This is a genomic window from Nonomuraea candida, from assembly GCF_000725485.1.
GTDB lineage: Bacteria > Actinomycetota > Actinomycetes > Streptosporangiales > Streptosporangiaceae > Nonomuraea > Nonomuraea candida.
Genome location: NZ_JOAG01000008.1, coordinates 143,665 through 164,302, shown reverse-complemented (window position 1 = coordinate 164,302; position 20,638 = coordinate 143,665). Strand labels below are relative to the sequence as shown.

Below are 20,638 nucleotides of genomic sequence, written 5' to 3'. Positions count from 1 at the left end.
GGCGGCAATTGGTCTGTCTGGTTATCAGATCGGTGACGACATCGGCGTTGTCACCACCCGCGCACCCACGACAGCACACACTGGCGAAGTGATCGACCGGACTTCGGCGGTCACTGGTGCAGAGTTCGAGACGGGATGGGCAACGACTGTGATCCGCTGGCGTGATCCACGGGTGCCGCCGGCCGCCGCGGCGGCCACAGGGGCGGTGGCGTACGCCGTCGCAGTCCTGGCGGGCAGCCCGGCCATGGTCACGGGCGCGATCGCCGGAGGGATCGCGGCGCTGGTCGCCGCCGCCTCCTTGCTGATCGCCTCAGTGAAGCAGGCCGCCGCGCACCGCCCCATGGCGATGGGTGCGCGCTGGATGGGCGGCGGCGCCGTCATCTGGGCCGCGGGGGTGGTGCTCGGACCGATCGCCGAGAGCTTCATGGTCAGCTTCGCCGACATGTTCGTGCTGCTCGGCACCGTGGTCACGGCGGGCGGCGCGCTGATCGCCGCCGACCGCAAGCTGCCGGCCAGGGCCGTCTTACGGCATGTGACCGACGCCTACCTGTGCACCGCCTCCCTGTTCCTGATCGGCTGGCTGGTGGCGCTGCGGCACGTCTACGCCGACACGGCCGACCCGGCCGCGTTCACGCTGGTCATGCTGCCGCCGATGATCGCGCTGCTGCTGACGTTCGCGGTGGTCCCGTCGGTGCTCGCCGGCGGCTCGTCCTCCCGGCTGTTCGCCCTGGCCGGGGTGGGCGTGCTGGCGGGCATGACCGTCGCGGGCGTGGCGACGGCGGTGGCGCGGCTGCTCGACGTCGAGCCGCAGTTGTGGGCCGTCATGCTCGCGCCCGTCGCCTTCCTGCTGCTGGCGGCCCTCGCCTGGGGGCCGCGGGCGCGGCGGGAGCACGGGCCGGGCGTCGTGCAGGCGGCCGGGCTCGTGCCGCTGGTGCTGGTCGCCGTGGCGGCCTGCACGCTGCTCGCCCACCAGGCGGGCGGCCGGGCCGGCGCGCCCGTCACCGGCGTCGTGGTGGTCGCCGTCTCCGCGGTGCTGCTCCTGCTGGTGCGCCTGTTCGTGGTCTCGGCGGCCAACGTGCGCCTGCGCGGCCTGGTCAAGCTGGGCGAGCGGCAGCTGCGCGAGCTGGCCGAGAGCACCGGCGACGTCGTGTTCACCTGCGACTACGAGGGCGTCGTGCGCGAGATCGGCGCCGGGGTCGAGGTCACCTACGGCTACCGCCAGGACGAGCTGGTCGGCGGGTCGATCTTCGACTACATCCACCCCGAGGACGTGCCGGGCATCCAGGTCGCCATGCGCGCGCTGACCCTGGACGGGTCGCCGCCCGAGGAGGAGGAGAACCCGCCGGGGGCCTGCCTGATCGCCTGCCGCGTACGCGCCGCCGACGGCACCTGGCGCCCCACCGAGTCCGTCGCCACCCGCCGGGCCGGCGGCGCCGACCTCATGCTCGTGACGACCAGGGACATCAGCGACGAGGAGGCCCTGCGCAACCAGGTGGCCCACCTGACCTTCCACGACGGCGTGACCGGGCTGCCCAACCGCGCCTACTTCGAGGAGCGCACCCGCGAGGTGCTGTCGGGCCGCACCGCGGGCCCGGGGATGGGCGGCGTGGCGGTCATCTTCCTCGACCTCGACGGGTTCACCTCGGTCAACGACTCGGTCGGGCACGCCAGCGGCGACTACCTGCTCGGGCAGGCGGCCCGCCGGCTGCGCGGCGCCGTGCGCGCCGACGACACGCTGGCCCGGTGGGGCGGCGACGAGTTCGCGGTGCTGGTGGAGACCGGCGGCGAGGCGCAGGTCGCGGTCGACCTGGCCGAGCGGCTGGTGCGCGCGGTCTCGCAGGAGCCGTTCCGGGTGGCCGACCGCGACGTGGCGCTGACCGCCAGCGTGGGCGTGGCCTTCACCGAGGACGACCTGCCCGCCGGCGACCTCATGCGCAACGCCGACGTGGCGATGGCGCGCTCCAAGGAGCTGGGCGGGCGGCGGGTCGAGGTGTTCGCCGCGCAGATGCACGCCGACGTCATGCGCCGCCTGGAGCTGGCCGCCGACCTGCAGCGGGCGCTGATCGAGCAGCAGTTCGCGATCGAGTACCAGCCGGTGGTCGACCTGGCCACCTCGCGGGTGACCGCGGTGGAGGCGCTGGTGCGGTGGTGGCGCGGGTCGGTGTTCGTGCCGCCCGAGCAGTTCCTCGACGCCGCCGAGGACACCGGGCTGATCGTGCCGCTGAGCGAGTGGATCCTGCGCGAGGCGTGCCGCGAGGTGGCCGCGTGGCGGGCCTCGTCGTGGGACATCGGGCTGTCGCTCAACCTGTCGGCGCGCCAGATCATGGCGCCCAGGTTCGTCGAGACCGTGGCCGAGGCGCTGACCGAGAGCGGGCTGCCCGCCTCCTCGCTGACCCTCGAAGTGATCGAGGAGATGCTCGTCGAGGACGCCGAGGAGACGATCAAGCGGCTGTCGGAGCTGCGGGCGCTGGGCGTCCGGCTGGCGATCGACGACTTCGGCACCGGCTACGCCTCGCTGGCGTTCCTGCGCCAGCTCCCCGTCGACATGATCAAGATAGATCCGTCCTTCGTGTCGGGGCTCGGCATGGACGACACGCTGACCCTGCTCACGCGCACGATCGTGCGGCTCGGGCACGACCTCGGGCTTATCGTGGTGGCCGAGGGGATCGAACGCCCCGAGCAGCTCGAACTGCTCAAGCAGATGGGCTGCACGCGGGGGCAGGGTTTCCTCGTGGCGCGGCCGATGGCGGCGCGCGGGGTCGACTCGCTGATGCGTACGAGTCTCACTGTCTGAGACATGTGTCCACCAAGTTGACACTGGGGCGTTCGGAGCGGCTATGGTGTAAGGCATGCTTCGCAGTGAGATTCTCGTAGTACTTCGCCGGCGCGCGGGCCGATAGCGAAGCACGACGACCTGCGCGCCGCCCCAGACCCGCCGTCCGGTGGGAAGGGGCATTTTTTATGTCCTTAAGCGAGTAGCCACGCAAGGAACGAGCCGATGACCGAACGGATGACAGGTGCACAGGCCCTGGTCAGGGCGTTGGAGCACGTTGGAGTCGACACAGTGTTCGGGATCCCGGGCGGTGCCATTCTGCCGGCCTACGATCCTCTCTACGACTCGACCAAGGTCCGGCACGTGCTCGTACGCCACGAGCAGGGCGCCGGTCACGCGGCCGAGGGCTACGCGCAGGCGACGGGCAAGGTCGGTGTCTGCATGGCGACCAGCGGGCCGGGCGCCACGAACCTGGTGACTCCGATTGCCGACGCCTTCATGGACTCGGTGCCGATCGTGGCGATCACCGGGCAGGTGGCCTCGCCGATGATCGGCACCGACGCCTTCCAGGAAGCCGACATCTCCGGCATCACCATGCCGATCACGAAGCACAACTTCCTGGTCACCGACGCCGGCGACATCGCCCGTACGATCATGGAGGCCTTCCACATCGCCTCCACCGGCCGTCCCGGGCCGGTCCTGGTGGACATCTCCAAGGACGCGCTGCAGGCCGAGACCACCTTCAGCTGGCCGCCCACCATGCAGCTCCCGGGCTACCGCCCGGTCACCAGGCCGCACTCCAAGCAGATCCGCGAGGCCGCCAAGCTCATCGCCGAGTCCAAGCGCCCGGTCCTGTACGTCGGCGGCGGCGTCCACAAGGCGCGCGCCTCCGAAGAGCTGCTGCGGCTCGCCGAGCTGACGAACATCCCGGTCATCACCACCCTGATGGCCCGCGGCACGTTCCCCGACAGCCACCCCCAGCACATGGGCATGCCCGGCATGCACGGCAGCGTCTCCGCCGTGGGCGCTCTGCAGAAGTCCGACCTGATCATCGGCCTGGGCGTGCGGTTCGACGACCGGGTGACCGGTCACCTTCCGTCGTTCGCCCCCTACGCCAAGGTCGTGCACGCCGACATCGACCCGGCCGAGATCTCCAAGAACCGCCACGCCGACGTGCCGATCGTGGGCGACTGCAAAGAGGTCATCAGCGACCTCGTCGCGGCGATCGAGGCGTCGGGGCAGAAGGGCGACTACGCCGACTGGTGGACGGTGCTCAACGGCTACAAGGAGACCTACCCGCTGGGCTACGAGGAGTTCGCGGACGGCTCGCTGGCCCCCCAATACGTCATGGAGCGGCTGAGCGCGATCGTGGGCCCCGAGGCGTTCTACGTGGCCGGCGTGGGCCAGCACCAGATGTGGGCCTCGCAGTTCATCGGCTACGAGAAGCCCGGCACGTTCATCAACTCCGGCGGCGCGGGCACGATGGGCTTCGCCGTCCCGGCCGCGATGGGCGCCAAGATGGGCCGCCCCGACGCCACGGTGTGGGCCATCGACGGCGACGGCTGCTTCCAGATGACCAACCAGGAGCTGGCCACCTGTGCGCTGGAGGGCGTGCCGATCAAGATCGCCGTCATCAACAACGGTAATCTCGGCATGGTCCGCCAGTGGCAGACGCTCTTCTACGACCAGCGCTACTCCAACACCAACCTGCAGGCCCCCCGCCGCATCCCCGACTTCGTCAAGCTGGCGGAGGCCTATGGTTGTGTGGGCCTGCGGTGCGAGCGTCCCGAGGACGTGGACGCCGTGATCGCGAAGGCCATGGAGATCAACGACGTGCCTGTCGTGGTCGACTTCGTCGTCCACCAGGACGCCATGGTCTGGCCCATGGTCGCGGCGGGCACCAGCAACGACGACATCAAGATCGCCCGTGACATGGCGCCGAGGTGGGAGAACGAGGATGAGTAGACACACGCTGTCCGTGCTTGTGGAGAACAAGCCGGGTGTCCTTGCGCGCGTGTCGGCGCTGTTCAGCCGCAGGGGGTTCAACATCGACTCCCTGGCCGTCGGGCCCACCGAGCACGACGACATCTCCCGCATCACGATCGTGGTGAGCGTCGAGGAGCTGCCCCTTGAGCAGGTCACCAAACAGCTCAACAAGCTGGTGAACGTGCTCAAGATCGTCGAGCTGGACCCGGCGCAGTCCGTGCAGCGCGAGCTCATGCTGATCAAGGTCAAGGCCGACGCCGAGAGCCGCTCCCACGTGCTGGAGCTCGTCAACCTCTTCCGCGCCCGCTGCGTCGACGTGGCGGCCGACGCCGTGACCATCGAGGTCACCGGCACGCCCGACAAGCTGGAGGCCTTCGTGAAGGTCCTCGAGCCGTTCGGGATCAAAGAACTCGTCCAATCGGGCATGGTGGCCATCGGCCGCGGCGCCCGCTCCATCACCGACCGGTCCCTCAGGGCACTGGACCGTACCGCCTGAAAGGTTTTGAGCAAGTGACCGAGATTTACTACGACGACCAGGCCGACCTGTCGATCATTCAGGGACGCCACGTGGCCGTGCTGGGGTACGGCAGCCAGGGCCACGCCCACGCGCTCTCCCTGCGTGACTCCGGCGTCGACGTGCGGGTCGGCCTGCCCGAGGGCTCCAAGAGCCGCGAGAAGGCCGAGAACGACGGCCTGCGCGTGGTCACCCCGGCCGAGGCCGTCGAGGAGGCCAACCTCACGATGATCCTGGCGCCGGACCACATCCAGCGCCACCTCTACGCCGAGCACGTCGCCCCCAACCTGGTCGAGGGCGACGCGCTCTTCTTCGGCCACGGGCTCAACATCCGCTACGGCCTCATCGAGGCCCCCGAGGGCGTCGACGTCTGCATGGTCGCCCCCAAGGGCCCCGGCCACCTCGTCCGCCGCCAGTTCGAGGCCGGGCGCGGCGTGCCGTGTCTCGTGGCCGTCGAGAAGGACGCCTCGGGCAAGGCGCTCGACCTCGCGCTCTCCTACGCCAAGGGCATCGGCGGCACCCGCGCCGGCGCGCTGCGCACCACGTTCAAGGAGGAGACGGAGACCGACCTGTTCGGCGAGCAGGCCGTGCTCTGCGGCGGTGTCTCCGAGCTGATCAAGGCGGGCTTCGAGACCCTCATCGAGGCCGGCTACCAGCCCGAGGTCGCCTACTTCGAGTGCCTGCACGAGATGAAGCTCATCGTCGACCTCATGTACGAGGGCGGCATCTCCAAGATGTACTGGTCGGTCTCCGACACGGCCGAGTACGGCGGCTACACCCGCGGCCCGCGCGTCATCAACGACGAGTCCCGCCAGGAGATGCGCCGCATCCTCGCCGAGGTCCAGGACGGCACCTTCGCCCGGCAGCTCGTCGAGGAGTTCGACAGCGGCCAGAAGGAGTTCCAGCGCTACCGCGACGAGCTGGCCGAGAACCCGATCGAGAAGACCGGCGCCAAGCTCCGCCCGATGATGAGCTGGCTCAAGGCCTGACGATCAGGAGGTGAGCCGATTCGTGGCCTGGCGAGCCGTTTCCTGGCCTGACGGTCCGGCTCGTGGCCTGACGGCCCGGCTCATGGCCTGACGATCGCGTCGCCGGCGGCGGGCGGGGGGCTTCCCTCCGCCCGCCGCCGTTTTTCGGGCCCGGCCGGGCGCGGGGCTCCCGGGACGGGCATGAGGTGGACGGCGAGGGCCGCCAGGGCGAGGGTGGCCGCCTGGAGGGCGAGCTGCGCGCCGTAGTGGGTGGCGGGGGCCGGGACGAGGGCGTTGACGTACATCGCGGTGTGGGCGCCGATCGGCATCCACACCGCGCCCGTGCGCTCCCTGGCGATCCCGCACAGCAGGCCCAGCGCCGTCGCCTGCGCCACGAACAGCAGCTTCTCCCCGAGCCCCGACGCCTCGCTCGACGAGATGACGTGCAGCGCGCCGAACGACAGCGTGGTGACCGCGAGCACCCCGCGCCGGCCCAGGCGGGCGGAGAGCACGTCGTGCAGGTGGCCGCGGAAGAGCAGCTCCTCCGGCAGGGAGGCCCGCAGCACGATGAGGACGATGGCGAGCAGCACCATCGCGGGCGGCGTGGGAAGGTCCGGCGGGCCCCATTCCGCCGCGCCCAGCCAGACGGAGAGGGCGCTGCCGGCGACCAGCGCGGCCAGGCCCGCCGCCAGGCCGGCCAGCGCCTGCGGCAGCGCCCACCACGTACGGGTGAGGGCGAGGCCCGACCACGGGCGGCCGGTCAGGCGACGATAGGCATGGAGCAGCCCGAGGACCACCAGGGCGGTCAGCGGCGGGGACACCCAGCCCGCCAGGCCCTCGGGCAGGGCACGTGAGATCGCCTGGGTCCCGAACAGGGCGGCGATGAGCATCGCGATCGTGACCAGGACGGCACCGAGTATTCGCATGCCGGACGACGCTAGGCCCGGCGCCGCCGGGGACGCATCGAGCCGGGGACAGAGCCGGCCATGACCGGAGTCATGGTGCCCGTGGTGGGATGCCGGGCGGAGAGTGGCCGCGTAAGGTGCGAAGATGTGAAATTTCGGGACACGTGGCACGGCAGGCTGTTCGCCGCGGGCGGGACACTTCGGGCACGCCCGGACGGCGCACCCGGGGCGGGCGGGGCGCGTCAGGCGGGGGTGCTCGCGGTGGGGCCGGACACGGGCCGTCAGGCGGGGGTGCTCGCCGCGGGCCGGGGCCGGGTGCTGACCGTGGCGTTCTGGGCCGTGTACGCCGTCACGCTGGCCGGCGGCCTGGCCACCGCGCGCGGCCCGGCCGACCTGGGGCTGTTCGCCGGCGTGATGGCCCTGGTGGCCGGGCTCTGGCTGGTCATCCCGGCGGGCCGGGACGCCGGCGCCCTGCGCAAGCTGGCCGCCCCGGGGCTGCTGCTGACCCTGCCGTTCGTCGGGCAGTTCGTCAGCGGGCTGCACTCGGCCATGCTGCTGGTCGCCATGGTGCACGTGGCCTTCCTGTACGGCATGCGGGTGGCCGTCGCCATCGTGGCCGCGTACGTCGTCGTCATGGGCGCGGTCGTCGCGCTGCTGTCCGGCGGCGACTGGGCCGTGATGGTGGACCAGGTCGTGCTGCTGGTGCTGTTCGCGGTCTTCTCCCTGGCCATGGCGGCGGCGCTGCTGGAGGCGGGCAGGCAGCGGGAGGCGGCCCAGCGGCTGATCGAGCGGATCAGGGAGCTGGCGGTGGCCGAGGAGCGCGCCCGGATGGCCAGGGACATGCACGACTCGATCGGCCACCACCTCACGCTGATCAAGATGAGCCTGGAGAACGCCGAGCGGTTCAGGCAGCGGCGGCCGGAGGCGGTGTGGGAGGAGGTGGGCCAGGCCAAGGAGCTGACCGTGCAGGCGCTGGCCGAGTCGCGGCGGTGGGTGCGCGCCCTGCGCCCGCTCGCGCTGGACGGCCAGGCCGGCAGCGCCGCGCTGGAGCGGCTGGCCCGCTCCTTCGACGGCACGGGGGTCGAGGTCGCGTTCGAGGTGGAGGGGCCGGAGCGGCGCGTCGACCCGGACGCGGAGCTGGTCCTCTACCGGGTGCTGCAGGAGGGGCTGACGAACGTGCTGCGGCACGCCGGGGCCCGGCGGGTGCGGGCGCGGCTGGCGTACGGGGCGGAGCGGGTGGTGCTGACGGTCGGCGACGACGGCAGGGGAGCGGCGGACCCGGCGGGGTTCGGGTTGTCGTCGCTGGCCGAGCGGGTGCGCGGCGTCGGCGGCGACTTCCGCGCGGGCAACGCCGACGGGGGCGGCTTCGAACTGCGCGCCGAGGTCCCGGCGGCACGCCCATGACGCGGCCGGGGAACGGCGGGCCCGGCGGAACGCCCATGACCCGGCCGCCGGGTGGTGCGCCGGAGGCGGGGCGGGGGATCCGGGTGCTGCTCGTGGACGACCAGGACCTGATGCGGCAGGGGCTGCGCAAGCTGCTGGAGGTCGAGGACGGGATCGAGGTCGTGGGGGAGGCGGCCGACGGCCGGCAGGCGCTGGCGGCCGTGCCGCGCTGCGCCCCCGACGTCGCGCTGGTGGACGCCAGGATGCCGCGCATGGACGGCGTGGAGCTGGTCGGCAGGCTCGCCGGGGAGCATCCGGGGGTGGCGGCGCTGGTGCTGAGCACGTTCGAGGAGGACGAGTACATCTTCGGCGCGCTGCGCGCGGGCGCCCGCGGCTACCTGCTCAAGGACTGCTCGCCGGAGGAGCTGGTGGCGGGCATCAGGAAGGCGTACGCGGGGGAGACCGTGCTCGACGGGCCGGTGGCGACCCGGCTGGTGGCCGAGCTGCGCAGGTGGCCGGGGACGGGCGGCGGGTTCCGGGGGCGGGAGTCGTTGTCGGAGCGGGAGCTGGACGTGGCCCGGATGATCGCCGTGGGGGCGACGAACAGGGAGATCGCGGCCCGGCTGTTCATCACCGAGGGGACGGTGAAGAACCACGTCTCCAGCATGCTGCGCAAGCTGGGGCTGCGGGACCGTACGCAGCTCGCGCTGCACCTGCGCGACCCCGGCTGGTGACGCTGCGCCGGTCACCGGGGGTCACGGGCCGGCGGCACGTGCGGAGAACACGATTTCCGCTCGTCCCGCGCCGCGATCCGTGATAATAATACCGGTATAGTTATCGACAAGGAGGGGCCGTGATCGAGCTCAAGTCGGCCGGTGAGATCGCCGCGATGCGGGAGTCGGGCAGAGTCGTCGCCGCCGTGCAGGCCGCGGTGCGGGAGGCGGCCGGGGTGGGGGTGTCGCTCAAGGAGCTGGACGAGCTGGCCAGGACGGTCATCCAGGAGGCCGGGGCGGGGGCCTCGTTCTTCGGCTACCACCCGTCGTTCGGCGCGATGCCCTACCCGGGGGTGATCTGCACCTCGGTGAACGGGGTCATCCTGCACGGGCTGCCGTCGCCGTACCGGCTGCGGGACGGCGACCTGCTCAGCGTGGACTGCGGCGCCTTCGTCGACGGCTGGCACGCCGACGGCGCGGTCACCTTCACCGTCGGGCAGGCCCGCGCCGAGGACCTGAAGCTGATCAGGGTCACGGAGGAGACGCTCGCGGCGGGCATCGAGGCGGCCGTGCCCGGGGGCCGGCTCGGAGACATCGGGCACGCGATGTCCACGGTCGGGCGCGGCGCGGGCTACGGCATGCAGAACGACTTCGGCGGCCACGGCATCGGGCGCGCCATGCACGAGTCGCCGTTCGTGCCCAACGTGGCCCCCCGGGGGCGCGGGATGCGGCTGCGGCCGGGGCTGGTGATCGCGATCGAGCCCAGCCTGATGGCCGGTGGCGGCGACGACTACTTCATGGGTTCCGACGGCTGGTCGGTGTGCTCGGGCGACGGCAGCAGGGGCGCGCACGTCGAGCACACGGTGGCCATCACGGAGGACGGACCGGTCATTCTCACCGTGCTCTAGGTCTCGCCGCCCGAACGGTCATAAACCGGGCAGCCAAAGGTCGCGCCTTGTCTAGCTGCGCACACCTATGCGTCAAATAGGGCGATCATCGTCATCTGTTCGTTTAGACACCGTATTTTTGCAGGTCAAGAGCGAAAATACGGGCGTTTGTCGAACTTGGGGCAGGGGCAGATCTTCCTCCGATAGCTACGGAGAGTAGTCGAGAGGTAGCAGGGAGAAACGCAATGGTCAGAAACGGACTCGTCCTCGCCGGGCTGGTCGGCGGGATGGTCATGTTCGGAGGCACCGCGCTCGCGGCGGCGCCCAGCGTCACCGCCGAGTCGGGCATCCTTCCCGGGCCCAACCACGGCAAGGACGACGGCAAGGGCTGGGACTTCGGTGAGTGGAACAACTACGGGGAGGACAACGACATCCTCGACCTGGACCTCCTGAACGAGCTGCTGAGCAGCGTCCTGAGCGGCTGACACGACAGCGGCTGACACGACAGACGTGTGAAGGGGCCCGCCCATCGATGGGCGGGCCCCTTCCGGCCGTACGGGCAGACCGCCCGCACCTGGCCGAACGGGCGCCGCGCGGGAGGGTCAGCCCGCGTAGGCGAAGGACGCCTCGAAGGAGTTGGCGGCGATCCGGTCGAGCTGGGCGTCGGTCATCCCCAGCTCCCGCCGCAACGCCGCGTAGTTGTCCTCCACGTATCCGCCGAAGTAGGCGGGGTCGTCGGAGTTGACGGTCACGACCAGCCCCTCGTCCAGCATCGCGGGCAGGATGTGGTCACGCAGGGACGGCACCGCGCGCAGCCGTACGTTCGACAGCGGGCACACCGTCAGCGGGATGCGCTCCGCCCGCAGCCGGGCCACGAGCTGCGGGTCCTCCATCGCCCTGATGCCGTGGTCCACCCGCTCGACGCGCAGCACGTCCAGCGCCTCCCACACGTAGTCGGGCCCGCCCTCCTCGCCCGCGTGCGCCACCCGGTGCAGCCCCTCGGCGGCGGCCGTCTCGAAGACCCGCCGGAACAGCGACGGCGGATACCCCACCTCCGCCGAGTCCAGCCCCACCCCGATGAAGTGCTCCCGGTACGGCAACGCCGCCCGCAGCACCTGCTCGGCCTCCTCGGCGCCCCGGTCGCGCAGGAAGCACAGGATCAGCGCGGCCGACACGTCACCGTCCTTCAGCGCCGCCGACAGCCCGCCGAACACGACCTCCAGCGGCACGCCCCTGCTCAGGTGCGCCTGCGGGTCGAAGAAGATCTCCGCGTGCCGCACCCCCTGGCCGGCGGCCCGGCGCAGGTAGGCGGTGGCCAGGTCGTAGAAGTCTTCCTCGGTGCGCAGGACCGCCATGTTCTCGTAGTACACGTCCAGGAACGACTGCAGGTTCGCGAAGGAGTACCGTGCGCGGATGGCCTCCACGTCGAAGGTGGGCAGGTCGATCCGGTTACGCCGGGCCAGCTCGACGACGAGCTCGGGCTCCAGGGTGCCCTCGATGTGCAGGTGGAGTTCCGCTTTGGGACGCATGGCAACGAGTAAACCCGACCCGGAGCAGCGGAGGCATCGTGCGAACCTCTGAACTCTCACCCTTTGAGCTGGCATAACATCAGATTTCATGAGGCTGTCGGATCTGCTCGCCCGCGAGGACCTACGGCTGACGGTGGTGACGGGCGCCGACGCGCTCGACCGGGAGGTGCGGCGGGCGTACCCGACGGATCTGCCCGACCCCCGGCGCTACCTGCGCCCCGGCGACCTCGTGCTCACCAGCGGGGTCTGGTACACGCGGCCGTCCGACTGCGAGCGCTTCGCCGACGCGTTGTGGGCCAGCGACGCCGCCGGCCTGGTCGTCGGCCTGATCGTGCTCGGCGAGCTGCCGGACGAGCTGGTCGCGGCGTGCCGGCGCCGGCGGCTGCCGCTCCTCCTGGCCGCGCCCGACCAGGCGTTCGGCGCGATCAGCGAGGCGGTGACGGCCGAGGGCTTCGCCGCCGAGCAGCGCAGGGCCGAGCGGGTCAGGGCGCAGACCCTGCTCGACGTGCTCGGCCAGATCCCGCCCGGCGAGGTCTCGGCGCACCTGCGGCTGCTCGGCGCGGACCCGGGGCTGCCGACGGCGGCCATGGCGGTGGCGCTGACCGGCGGGCCCGAGCTCGACCTGCCGGAGCTGCTGCACGAGGGGCTGGCCAGAAAGGGCCGGCACCTGATCGTCGGCGGCACGCCGCAGGAGGCGGTCGTGCTGGTCAACGGCCGGGCCTCGCGCAAGAGCCTGGCCGACGAGCTGCGCGGCCTGCTGGCGGACGCGCCCGGCACCAGCATCGCGGCCGGGATCAGCGAGATGGCGGCCAGCGTGTCGCAGCTCGGCGAGGCCCTGGAGACGGCCAGGCGCGGCATGGAGTCGGCGCGCGGCGGGCCGGGGCCCGTGTCGATCATGTCGGTGGCCGACATCGACAGCTTCGACCTGCTGCTGGCCTCGCTGCCGGCGAGCATGCGCCGCTCCTTCCGCGACCACCTGCTCGGCCCCGTCGAGGAGTACGACGCGCGGCACGGCTCCGAGCTGCTGCGCACGCTCGACATCTTCCTGGAGACGTGCGGCTCCTGGCAGCGCACGGCCGACGAGCTGTACGTGCACGTCAACACCCTGCGTTACCGGATGCAGCGCATCGAGGAGCTCACCGGGCGGCGGATGTCCTCGATGCGCGACCGTACCGACCTCTACCTGGCGCTGCGCTCGGGGCAGCAGGCCCGCGACGACGCCGCTCCCTGAGCGGCGCCCGGCGTCAGGGCAGGCGGCCGGCGACCACGTTGCCCCGGGAGACGACGGCCACGATGTTCTCCGTGGCCAGGTCCTCGATGCGCTCCCACGGCCGGCCGCGCAGCACGACGAGGTCGGCCCCCAGCCCGGGCGCGACGCGGCCCACCGGCATGCCGATCGAGTCGGCCGCGTCGGAGGTGGCCGCGCGCAGCGCCGACTCCGCGTCGAGGCCGAGGATGCGCGTCATGTGCACCACCTCGGCGAGCTGGTCGCCGAACTGCACGTGGTGGCCGTTGGCGTCGGTGCCGAGCACGAAGCGCACGCCCAGCGCGGCGGCCTGCGCCAGCAGCACGTTGCGGGTGGCGACCAGCTCGGCGGCCTTGGCCATGGCCTCGGGGGTGACGGGCACCCGGCCCTCGGCGATGGCCTCGTTGATGAGCAGCGTCGGGGCCACCGGCGTGCGGCGCTCGGCCAGGATCTCGGCCAGGTCCCTGCTCATGAGCGTGCCGTGCTCGATGGAGTCCACGCCCTCCTCGACGGCGACCCGGATGCCGTCCTCGGAGTGGGCGTGCGAGGCGACCGGCATGCCCAGCGCGTGCGCCTCGTCCACCACGGCCCTGATCTCGTCGCGGGTGTAGTTGCGCCAGACGTTCTTGTCGCCGATCGACAGCACGCCGCCGCTGGTGGTCAGCTTGATGCCGTCCATGCCGGCCCGGGCCCAGGTGCGGACGAGCTTGCGGCACTCGTCGGGCCCGTCGGCGGTGGGCTTCCTGACCGGGAACGCGGGCGGCACGAACAGGTCGTTGTGCCCGGCGGTCATCCCCACCACGCCGTGCACCTGGATGCGCGGCCCCGGCAGCACTCCGGCGTCGAAGACCCGGCGCAGCGCGATCTGGGCCTCGTCGCCGGCCAGGTCGCGCAGCGTCGTCACGCCGTGCCGCATGGCCCGCTGGGCGTGCGCGGCGCCGTGCAGCACCTGCTCGTCACGGGTGGTGGTCAGCGGCCAGGTCGCGAAGTCGGGCGGCGTGCCGGGGCCGGCGTAGCCGACGAGGTGGACGTGGGTGTCCACCAGGCCAGGCAGCACGCACAGGTCGGCGTGGCGCGGCGGCGCGGGGCTCACGCCGGTGATCCGGTCGGGCTCCCAGGTCAGATCGACCGGGCCGCGGAATTCGGTACCGTCCCAAAGGGGGATTCCGTCGAGTCTCATTTCCCGCTCGACGCTACCCGAGCCTCCGGGCGGCTGGAGGGATCTACGGTCCTCGCGCGGCGCTCTCGTAGGGACCTACAGGGGCCGCCAGCGGTTTTCCCGGGTTCCCGGCTCGTGGCCGTTCCCCGGACGGTGATGTCCGAAACCATCGTCACACGATGGTAATAATCGAGGGATACCGTCCTGACCTGCATGTTCACGGCCGTTCAAGGAGAATTATGGCTACCCTCGACCGTCGCGCGTTCCTGCGGACGACCGGTCTGGCCGGTCTGGCGCTCGGTCTGGCCGCTTGTGGCGACAACGGCACGACCACCTCCGGCAGCAGCAGCGGCGGCGGCGGATTCGGGTCGGTCAAGCTGCAGCTCTCCTGGAAGAAGAACGTCGAGTTCGCCGGCGAGTACTTCGCCGACACCAACGGCTACTTCAAGGCCGCCGGGTTCACGCAGGTCGAGCTGCTGTCCGGCGGCGGCTCCGGCACCTCGGTCGAGTCGGGCCTGGCCACCGGCCGCTGCTGGGCGGGCCTGTCGGCGCCCACCATCACCGCGCCCGCCGTGCTGCAGGGCGCCCCGCTGAAGATCGTCGGCGCGACGTTCCAGAAGAACCCGTTCGCCGTCATCTCCCTGAGCAAGAACCCGATCGAGAAGGCCGAGGACCTGGTCGGCAAGAAGATCGGCGTGCAGGACTCCAACGAGCTGGTCTGGAACGCCCTGCTCAAGGCCAACGGCCTCGACGCCGCCCAGGTGACCAGGGTGCCGTTCCAGTCGGACCCGTCGATGCTCACCTCCGGCCAGCTCGACGGGTACGTCGGCTTCGTCACCAGCGGCCCGGTCAACCTGCGCATGAAGGGCCACGACCCCAGGTACCTGCTGCTCGCCGACGCCGGCCTGCCGCTGGTCGCCGAGACGTTCACCGTCACCCAGGAGACCATCGACAACGAGCGCGACAAGCTCAAGGCGTTCCTGACCGCCGAGATCAAGGGCTGGAAGGACGCCGTCGCCGACCCGGCCAGGTCCGCCGAGCTGGCCGCCACCGTCTACGGCAAGGACCAGAACCTCGACGTCAAGGAGCAGACCGAGGAGGCCAAGATGCAGAACGAGCTCGTCGTCACCGACGACTCCAAGGCCAACGGCCTGTTCACGATGACGCCCGAGCTGATCGAGCAGAACATCGAGTCCCTGGCCAAGGCCGGTCTGACGATCAAGGCCGAGCAGCTGTTCGACCTGTCGATCCTCAACGAGGTCTACCAGGCCGACCCGAGCCTGAAGCTCGCATGAGCGGCATCTCCATCACCGGGCTGAGCAAGACGTTCGGCAAGGGCGTGACCGCCGTCGAGGGCGTGGACCTGAAGACGCCGAAGGGCTCGTTCCTGTCGCTGCTCGGCCCGTCCGGCTGCGGCAAGTCCACCGTGCTGCGCATCCTGGCCGGCCTGGAGGAGCCCACGTCGGGCGAGATCCGGGTCAACGGCGAGACGCCGCAGGAGCTGCGCCAGGGCCACCACCTCGGCATCGCCTTCCAGGACTCCGCGCTGCTGGCCTGGCGCAGCGTCGCGGCCAACATCCGGCTGCCGCTGGAGGTGGCCGGGATCAAGCCGGAGCCTGGCGTGATCGAGGACCTGATCAAGCTGGTCGGCCTGGAGGGCTTCGAGAAGGCCCGGCCCGCCGAGCTGTCGGGCGGCATGCGCCAGCGCGTGTCGATCGCCCGCGCCCTGGTCGTCAAGCCCAGCGTGCTGCTGCTCGACGAGCCGTTCGGCGCCCTGGACGACATGACCCGGCAGCGGCTCAACCTGGAGCTGCTGCGGATCTGGACCGAGAAGCCCGCCACCACGCTCATGGTCACCCACGGCATCGGGGAGGCGATCTTCCTGTCGGACCTGGTGGCCGTCATGAGCCCGCGTCCCGGCCGGGTGGTGGAGATGGTGGAGATCGACCTGCCGCGTCCGCGCACGCCCGAGATGATGCGGACGCCGGAGTTCCACGCCATCCACGACCACCTGAGCGACCTGCTCTTCGGGCACGGCTCATGAGACGGATCCAGGGCCTGATCGGCGTCGTCGCGCTCGTCGCGCTCTGGTGGCTGCTGGCCGTGACGGTGTTCGCCGACGGCGGCGCCGTGCCCGCCCCGCCCGCCGTGCTGGCCTCCATGGCCGACGACGGCTGGGCCTTCTACGGCCCCAACACCACCGCCACGCTGTCCGCCGCCGTCCAGGGCTTCCTGTGGGGCAACGGGCTGGCCATCGCCGTGGCGCTGCTGGTGCTGCTCGTGCCCCGGCTGGAGGCCGTCGCCACGCAGCTCGCCGTGATCAGCTACTGCGTCCCGCTGCTGGCCATCGGCCCGATCGTGCTGGTGGTCTTCGGCGGCGAGGCGACCGTGGTGTTCCTCGCGGCCATCTCCGTCTTCTTCACCACGCTCATCGGGGCGCTGCTCGGGCTGCGCTCGGCCGACCGGGCCGGCCTCGACCTCGTCACCGTGTACGGCGGCGGCCGCCTGGCCAGGCTCCGCTACGTCCAGGTCATCTCCGCCCTGCCGAGCACGTTCGCCGGCCTGAAGATCTCGGCCCCGTCCGCGCTGCTCGGCGCCATCATCGGCGAGTACCTCGGCAGCAACGACCAGGGCCTCGGAGTCTCCCTGATGATCTCCCAGCAGCAGTTCCAGGTGCCGCGCACCTGGGGGCTCGCGCTCGTGGCGGGCCTGATCGCCGGCCTCGGGTACGCGGTCGTCGCGCTCGTCGCCCGCGTGGTCACCCCTTGGTCGAGGGGGGAGGCCGCGTGATCGGGCGCACCGTGCTGCGGATCGTGGGCCCGCTGGCGCCCTCCGTCGTGATCGTCGTGGCCGCGTGGTGGCTGGCGCTGGAGGCGTTCGGGATCAGCCCGCTGGTGGGCAAGCGCCCGCCGCAGGTCTGGGAGTACCTGACCTCCTCCGAGGCGCACCGCGAGGCCGTGTTCGGCGCGCTGGGCGTCACGATCAGGGACGCGGCCATCGGCTTCGCCTCCGGCATGGTCGCCGCGACCGCCGTCGCCGTCGCGTTCGTGCTGTTCAGGACCGTCGAGCAGACGTTCATGCCGGTCGCCATGCTGCTGCGCTCGGTGCCGCTGGTGGTGATGACCCCGCTGATCACGCTGATCTTCGGCAGGGACCTGGTCGGCGTGGCCGTCATCGGCGGCATCGTGGTCTTCTTCCCCGCGCTGGTGAACATCGCCTTCGGCCTGCGCTCCGCCTCGCCGCAGGCCACCGACCTGATCCTGGCGTACGGCGGCAGCCGGCTGACCGTCCTGCGCAAGGTCGCCGTGCCGACGGCGATGCCCGCGGTCTTCGCCTCGGCCAGGATCTCCGTGCCCGCCTCGATCATCGGCGCGCTGATCGCCGAGTGGCTGGCCACCGGTGAGGGCATCGGGGCCGAGATCCTGCGGGCCATCGGGGGGTTCCGCTATGACGAGGTGTGGGCGGACATCGTGGTCGTCACCACCGTGTCCATCCTCGCGTACGCGGTCGTCGGCGTCGTCGAGGCGCTGGTCCTGGCGCGCTTCTCGGACCGGCCGCACGACTGAGCTTGCGCCTGACACCGTGTCAGGGCCTTCAATGGCGGCCATGTACCTCGGATCAGGACCGTACTGTTACGCCAGCTCGCTGGCCATGATGCTCGGCCCCGCCGCACCGGAGGTCGGGGCGATCGAGACGCTGACGGGGTCGCCGTTCGGCATGCAGCTCGTCGGCGGCTCCCAGCCGTACTTCGACCCCTATGCCTGGGACCCGGAGATCGGCGTGGACGCCGCCGTCGAGCTGCTCGGCTTCGCGTGCGAGCGCAGCCACGGGGGCACGCCGGAGGAGGCGCTCGGCCGGTTGCGGGCGGCCTGCGAGCGCGGACCCGTCATGGCGGGGCCGGTGGACATGGCGCTGCTGCCCTACACGCCCGGCGGGGGCGGCGACCATTACGTGGTGGTCCTCGCGGTGACGGACGACCCCACCGCCGGCGCGGCGGGTCTCGTGGGCGGCACTCCGGGGAGCGCTGCGGGTGATGGCGGGGGTGGCACCGTCGTGGTGCACGACCCGCACGGGCATCCCTTCGCGACGCTGCCGGTCGCCGACTTCCTGGCCGCGTGGCGGGCCGACGCGGTGGAGTACCTGGACACCTCCTACGTGATGCGCACCGGCTTCGTCCGGGTGCGCAGGACGTCCGTGACGCGCGCCCTGCACGACTCGCTGCCCGCCGCGGCCCGCTGGCTGGAGGGACGGGACGACCTGCCGGTGCCGCCGGGCACGCTGGGTGGGGCCGACGCGGCGCTGCGGCTGGCCGAGCTGGTGGCGGGCGGGCTCGGCCCGGACGTGCGCGGGCTGCTCACGCACTTCGGGGTGCGGGTCGGGGCGCGGCGGCTGGCCGACGCGGCCACCTGGCTGGGGAGCGTGGGCAGGGCGGAGGCGGCCGCCGTCGCGGAGCGGCAGGCCCGGGTGCTCGGCACCCTGCAACTTCCGCTGGTCACGGGCGACGACGCGGCCGTGGTGGCCGGCCTGCGCCGCCTGGCCCCCGGCTACGCCGCACTCCGGGCCGCCCTCTGAGCTCCCGGCCGAAGGGCGCCGGGGTCCTGGGCCGGTGGCGTTGTGCTGAGGGCGTGCTCCGATGGTGGTGCGGACCCGGCCGCGGTCCTGTGCGGGGGGAGGGCGCGGCCGGGTCCGCCGGAGGGGGAGCGCGTGGGCGTGCGGTGGGAACCGGCTCGGGGTGGGGCCGGTAAAAGCCCGGCGCTCCCCTGGTCGGGGAAGTCGAGGCTCGGCAATGCGTCGAACCCGCATTCTGGTCCCCCGAAGTCACCTATGAAGGGAAATTTCACCGCGAACCTGGAGTACCAAGCGGCCCCATCGTGATGCGACCCCGCCTGATCTCGGTGAACCACAGCGGCCCCCGCGCGTGGAAGGGCCGCTGCTTGCGATCAACCGGCTAGCACTGGACGGGCTTGAGCCACGAGCACTCCAGATCGCCCGCCGCGCCCGGCTCGGCGGCGCGCAGCGGGGTCGCGGTCCCGGCGGCCGCCGTCCGGGAGAACTGCGCGAGCCGTACGGCGATCTTGTCCTCGATGTCCTTCGGCGAGCCCGACAGGTACTGGTTGAGCATGATCGAGAAGATCAGCGGCTCGCCCTCGGCGCTGTTGACGTAGCCGGACAGCGAGGTGACGCCGGTGAGCGAACCGGTCTTGGCGTGCACGTTGTTCTCGGCCGGCGTGCCGCGCATCCGGCTGCGCAGCGTGCCGCCGGTGAACCGGTCGGCGTTGCCGGCGATCGGCAGGGACTCGTACCAGGTGGAGAACCACGGCTTGTCGCGTACGGCCGACAGGAGCTGCACGATCGAGCCCGGCGAGAACCCGTCGCGGCGCGAGAGCCCCGAGCCGTCCCGCATGTTGATCACCTGCACGCCGTGCGCCTTGGCGAAGTCGGTGCTGACCTTGAGCCCGGCCGACCACGTGCCCTGGCCCGACACCTTGCGGCCCATGGCCTTGGTGAGGATCTCGGCGTGGATGTTGTTGCTCAGCTTCATGAACGGCACCAGCAGCTCGCCCAGCGTCATCGACTCGTGCCTGGCCAGCTCCTTGGCCCCGGCCGGCGCCGCGCCGGTGACGGTCGGGCCGAGCACCTTGACGCCGTGCCTGGCCAGCGCCTTGCGGAACAGCGTGGAGACGTACGCGGTGGGGTCGTCCACCGCCACCCACTCCTGGTACGGCTCCGCGACCGTGCCCGTGATCACCACCGTGCGCGTGCCGTGCTGCCGCTCGATGAGCACGTCGGTCTCGGCGCCCACCGTGGCCCGGTTGACGATCTTCAGGTAGTCGGTCTCCGGCGTGGTGGACACCTTCACCTTGTCCCCGTCCGCCGCCACGGAGACGATCACCGAGCCGGCGTCGTAGTCCCTGTCGGGCGAGGCGGTCAGCGCGGAGATCGGCGCGGCGTAGTAGGCGGTCTCGTCGTCCCAGGCCCAGTCGTTGCCGAGCCGCTGCGCGTCGAACCAGGTGTCGTCGGCCACCAGCCGCCCGGCGACGGCCTTGACACCGGCGGCGGCGACCTCGGCCGCCAGGGCGTCGTAGTCCTCGGCCAGCATGGTCGGGTCGCCGGTGCCGCGCAGCACCAGGTCCCCGGTCAGCACCGAGCCCGCCTTGCGGCCGGAGTGCAGGACCGTGGTGGGGAAGCGGTAGTCGAGGCCGAGCGTCTCCGCCGCCGCGGCCGAGGTGAACAGCTTGGTGTTGGAGGCGGGGATGAGGAGCTTGCCGGCGTCGGTGGCGTACAGCTCCTCGCCGGTCCTGGCGCTCTTGACCACGACGCCCGCCCTGGCGATCGTGAGCCGCGAGTCGCTGAGGATCTGGTTGATGTCCTGGGTCAGGTCCGCCACGCCCGCCGAGGGGTCGTTCGCTACGGCCGGGGAAGAGGGTCCTGACGCCCACGCGAGGGCCGCGACGAGCGTGCCCGCGACGAGGGAGGCTGAGGTGCGCCGCATGGGGTCTCCAAGTGACTCGGGGATCGCATGAGAGCATGGATCACCGCACTCAGCCTGTAATCCGCAAATATCCGTATTTATT

18 protein-coding genes are annotated in these 20,638 nt (G+C 71.7%); 14 read left to right on the top strand and 4 right to left on the bottom strand.

Annotated elements, in window-relative coordinates:
- Positions 1–148 precede the first annotated feature (148 nt).
- The 4 genes from IO39_RS08140 (at position 149) to ilvC (ending at position 6,262) form a co-directional block, all read left to right on the top strand.
- On the top strand, positions 149–2,794 hold the full coding sequence (locus IO39_RS08140) for a putative bifunctional diguanylate cyclase/phosphodiesterase (RefSeq protein WP_245641861.1): 2,646 nt from the start codon (positions 149–151) through the stop codon (positions 2,792–2,794).
- 204 nt (positions 2,795–2,998) lie between these two features.
- Entirely contained in the window at positions 2,999–4,738 is a 1,740-nt protein-coding gene (locus IO39_RS08135) for an acetolactate synthase large subunit (protein WP_043618462.1), read from the top strand.
- On the top strand, positions 4,731–5,255 hold the full coding sequence (gene ilvN / locus IO39_RS08130) for an acetolactate synthase small subunit (protein ID WP_043618458.1): 525 nt from the start codon (positions 4,731–4,733) through the stop codon (positions 5,253–5,255). Before IO39_RS08135 ends, ilvN begins: the two co-directional genes overlap by 8 nt.
- Before the next feature lie 23 nt (positions 5,256–5,278).
- A complete protein-coding gene (gene ilvC / locus IO39_RS08125) occupies positions 5,279–6,262 on the top strand; it encodes a ketol-acid reductoisomerase (protein WP_043618664.1) in 984 nt (327 codons plus the stop codon).
- 80 nt (positions 6,263–6,342) lie between these two features.
- Here the strand turns inward: ilvC and IO39_RS08120 are convergent, their stop codons facing one another.
- The gene (locus IO39_RS08120) at positions 6,343–7,167 is read right to left on the bottom strand and encodes a CPBP family intramembrane glutamic endopeptidase (protein WP_084772472.1); all 825 of its coding nucleotides are present in this window, start codon (positions 7,165–7,167) and stop codon (positions 6,343–6,345) included.
- A 126-nt stretch (positions 7,168–7,293) separates the two neighbouring features.
- Between IO39_RS08120 and IO39_RS08115 the strand changes: the two genes are divergently transcribed.
- From IO39_RS08115 to IO39_RS08100, 4 genes are all read left to right on the top strand, one after another.
- The gene (locus IO39_RS08115) at positions 7,294–8,550 is read left to right on the top strand and encodes a sensor histidine kinase (protein WP_157548021.1); all 1,257 of its coding nucleotides are present in this window, start codon (positions 7,294–7,296) and stop codon (positions 8,548–8,550) included.
- A gap of 35 nt (positions 8,551–8,585) precedes the next feature.
- Entirely contained in the window at positions 8,586–9,263 is a 678-nt protein-coding gene (locus tag IO39_RS08110; protein ID WP_052422588.1) for a response regulator, read from the top strand.
- 119 nt (positions 9,264–9,382) lie between these two features.
- Positions 9,383–10,150: a type I methionyl aminopeptidase gene (gene map, locus IO39_RS08105; RefSeq protein WP_043618452.1), complete on the top strand. Its 768-nt coding sequence runs from the start codon at positions 9,383–9,385 to the stop codon at positions 10,148–10,150.
- 224 nt (positions 10,151–10,374) lie between these two features.
- Positions 10,375–10,614 (top strand): hypothetical protein, encoded by a 240-nt coding sequence (locus IO39_RS08100; protein WP_043618449.1) that lies wholly within the window; start codon positions 10,375–10,377, stop codon positions 10,612–10,614.
- 117 nt (positions 10,615–10,731) lie between these two features.
- On the opposite strand, the gene IO39_RS08095 is transcribed toward IO39_RS08100, so the two are convergent.
- On the bottom strand, positions 10,732–11,658 hold the full coding sequence (locus tag IO39_RS08095; protein WP_043618447.1) for an adenosine deaminase: 927 nt from the start codon (positions 11,656–11,658) through the stop codon (positions 10,732–10,734).
- Positions 11,659–11,746: 88 nt separating this feature from the next.
- Between IO39_RS08095 and IO39_RS08090 the strand changes: the two genes are divergently transcribed.
- Entirely contained in the window at positions 11,747–12,889 is a 1,143-nt protein-coding gene (locus IO39_RS08090) for a PucR family transcriptional regulator (protein ID WP_043618445.1), read from the top strand.
- Positions 12,890–12,902: 13 nt separating this feature from the next.
- On the opposite strand, the gene IO39_RS08085 is transcribed toward IO39_RS08090, so the two are convergent.
- Positions 12,903–14,084, bottom strand: a complete 1,182-nt coding sequence (locus tag IO39_RS08085) for a metal-dependent hydrolase family protein (protein ID WP_052422587.1) — start codon at positions 14,082–14,084, stop codon at positions 12,903–12,905.
- Positions 14,085–14,302: 218 nt separating this feature from the next.
- Here IO39_RS08085 and IO39_RS08080 point away from each other — a divergent pair, with 218 nt between their 5' ends.
- From IO39_RS08080 to IO39_RS08060, 5 genes are read left to right on the top strand one after another with little or no spacing between them, the layout of a single operon-like run.
- A complete protein-coding gene (locus tag IO39_RS08080; protein ID WP_043618443.1) occupies positions 14,303–15,358 on the top strand; it encodes an ABC transporter substrate-binding protein in 1,056 nt (351 codons plus the stop codon).
- Positions 15,355–16,107: an ABC transporter ATP-binding protein gene (locus tag IO39_RS08075; protein WP_052422586.1), complete on the top strand. Its 753-nt coding sequence runs from the start codon at positions 15,355–15,357 to the stop codon at positions 16,105–16,107. The genes IO39_RS08080 and IO39_RS08075 overlap by 4 nt, the downstream gene beginning before the upstream one ends.
- Positions 16,104–16,853 (top strand): ABC transporter permease, encoded by a 750-nt coding sequence (locus tag IO39_RS08070; RefSeq protein ID WP_043618441.1) that lies wholly within the window; start codon positions 16,104–16,106, stop codon positions 16,851–16,853. Before IO39_RS08075 ends, IO39_RS08070 begins: the two co-directional genes overlap by 4 nt.
- Positions 16,850–17,629, top strand: a complete 780-nt coding sequence (locus IO39_RS08065; RefSeq protein ID WP_043618440.1) for an ABC transporter permease — start codon at positions 16,850–16,852, stop codon at positions 17,627–17,629. The genes IO39_RS08070 and IO39_RS08065 overlap by 4 nt, the downstream gene beginning before the upstream one ends.
- Positions 17,630–17,669: 40 nt before the next feature.
- Positions 17,670–18,635, top strand: a complete 966-nt coding sequence (locus tag IO39_RS08060) for a YobF C-terminal domain-containing protein (RefSeq protein ID WP_043618650.1) — start codon at positions 17,670–17,672, stop codon at positions 18,633–18,635.
- Positions 18,636–19,011: 376 nt separating this feature from the next.
- On the opposite strand, the gene dacB is transcribed toward IO39_RS08060, so the two are convergent.
- Positions 19,012–20,556: a D-alanyl-D-alanine carboxypeptidase/D-alanyl-D-alanine endopeptidase gene (gene dacB, locus IO39_RS08055; RefSeq protein ID WP_043618438.1), complete on the bottom strand. Its 1,545-nt coding sequence runs from the start codon at positions 20,554–20,556 to the stop codon at positions 19,012–19,014.
- Positions 20,557–20,638 lie beyond the last annotated feature (82 nt).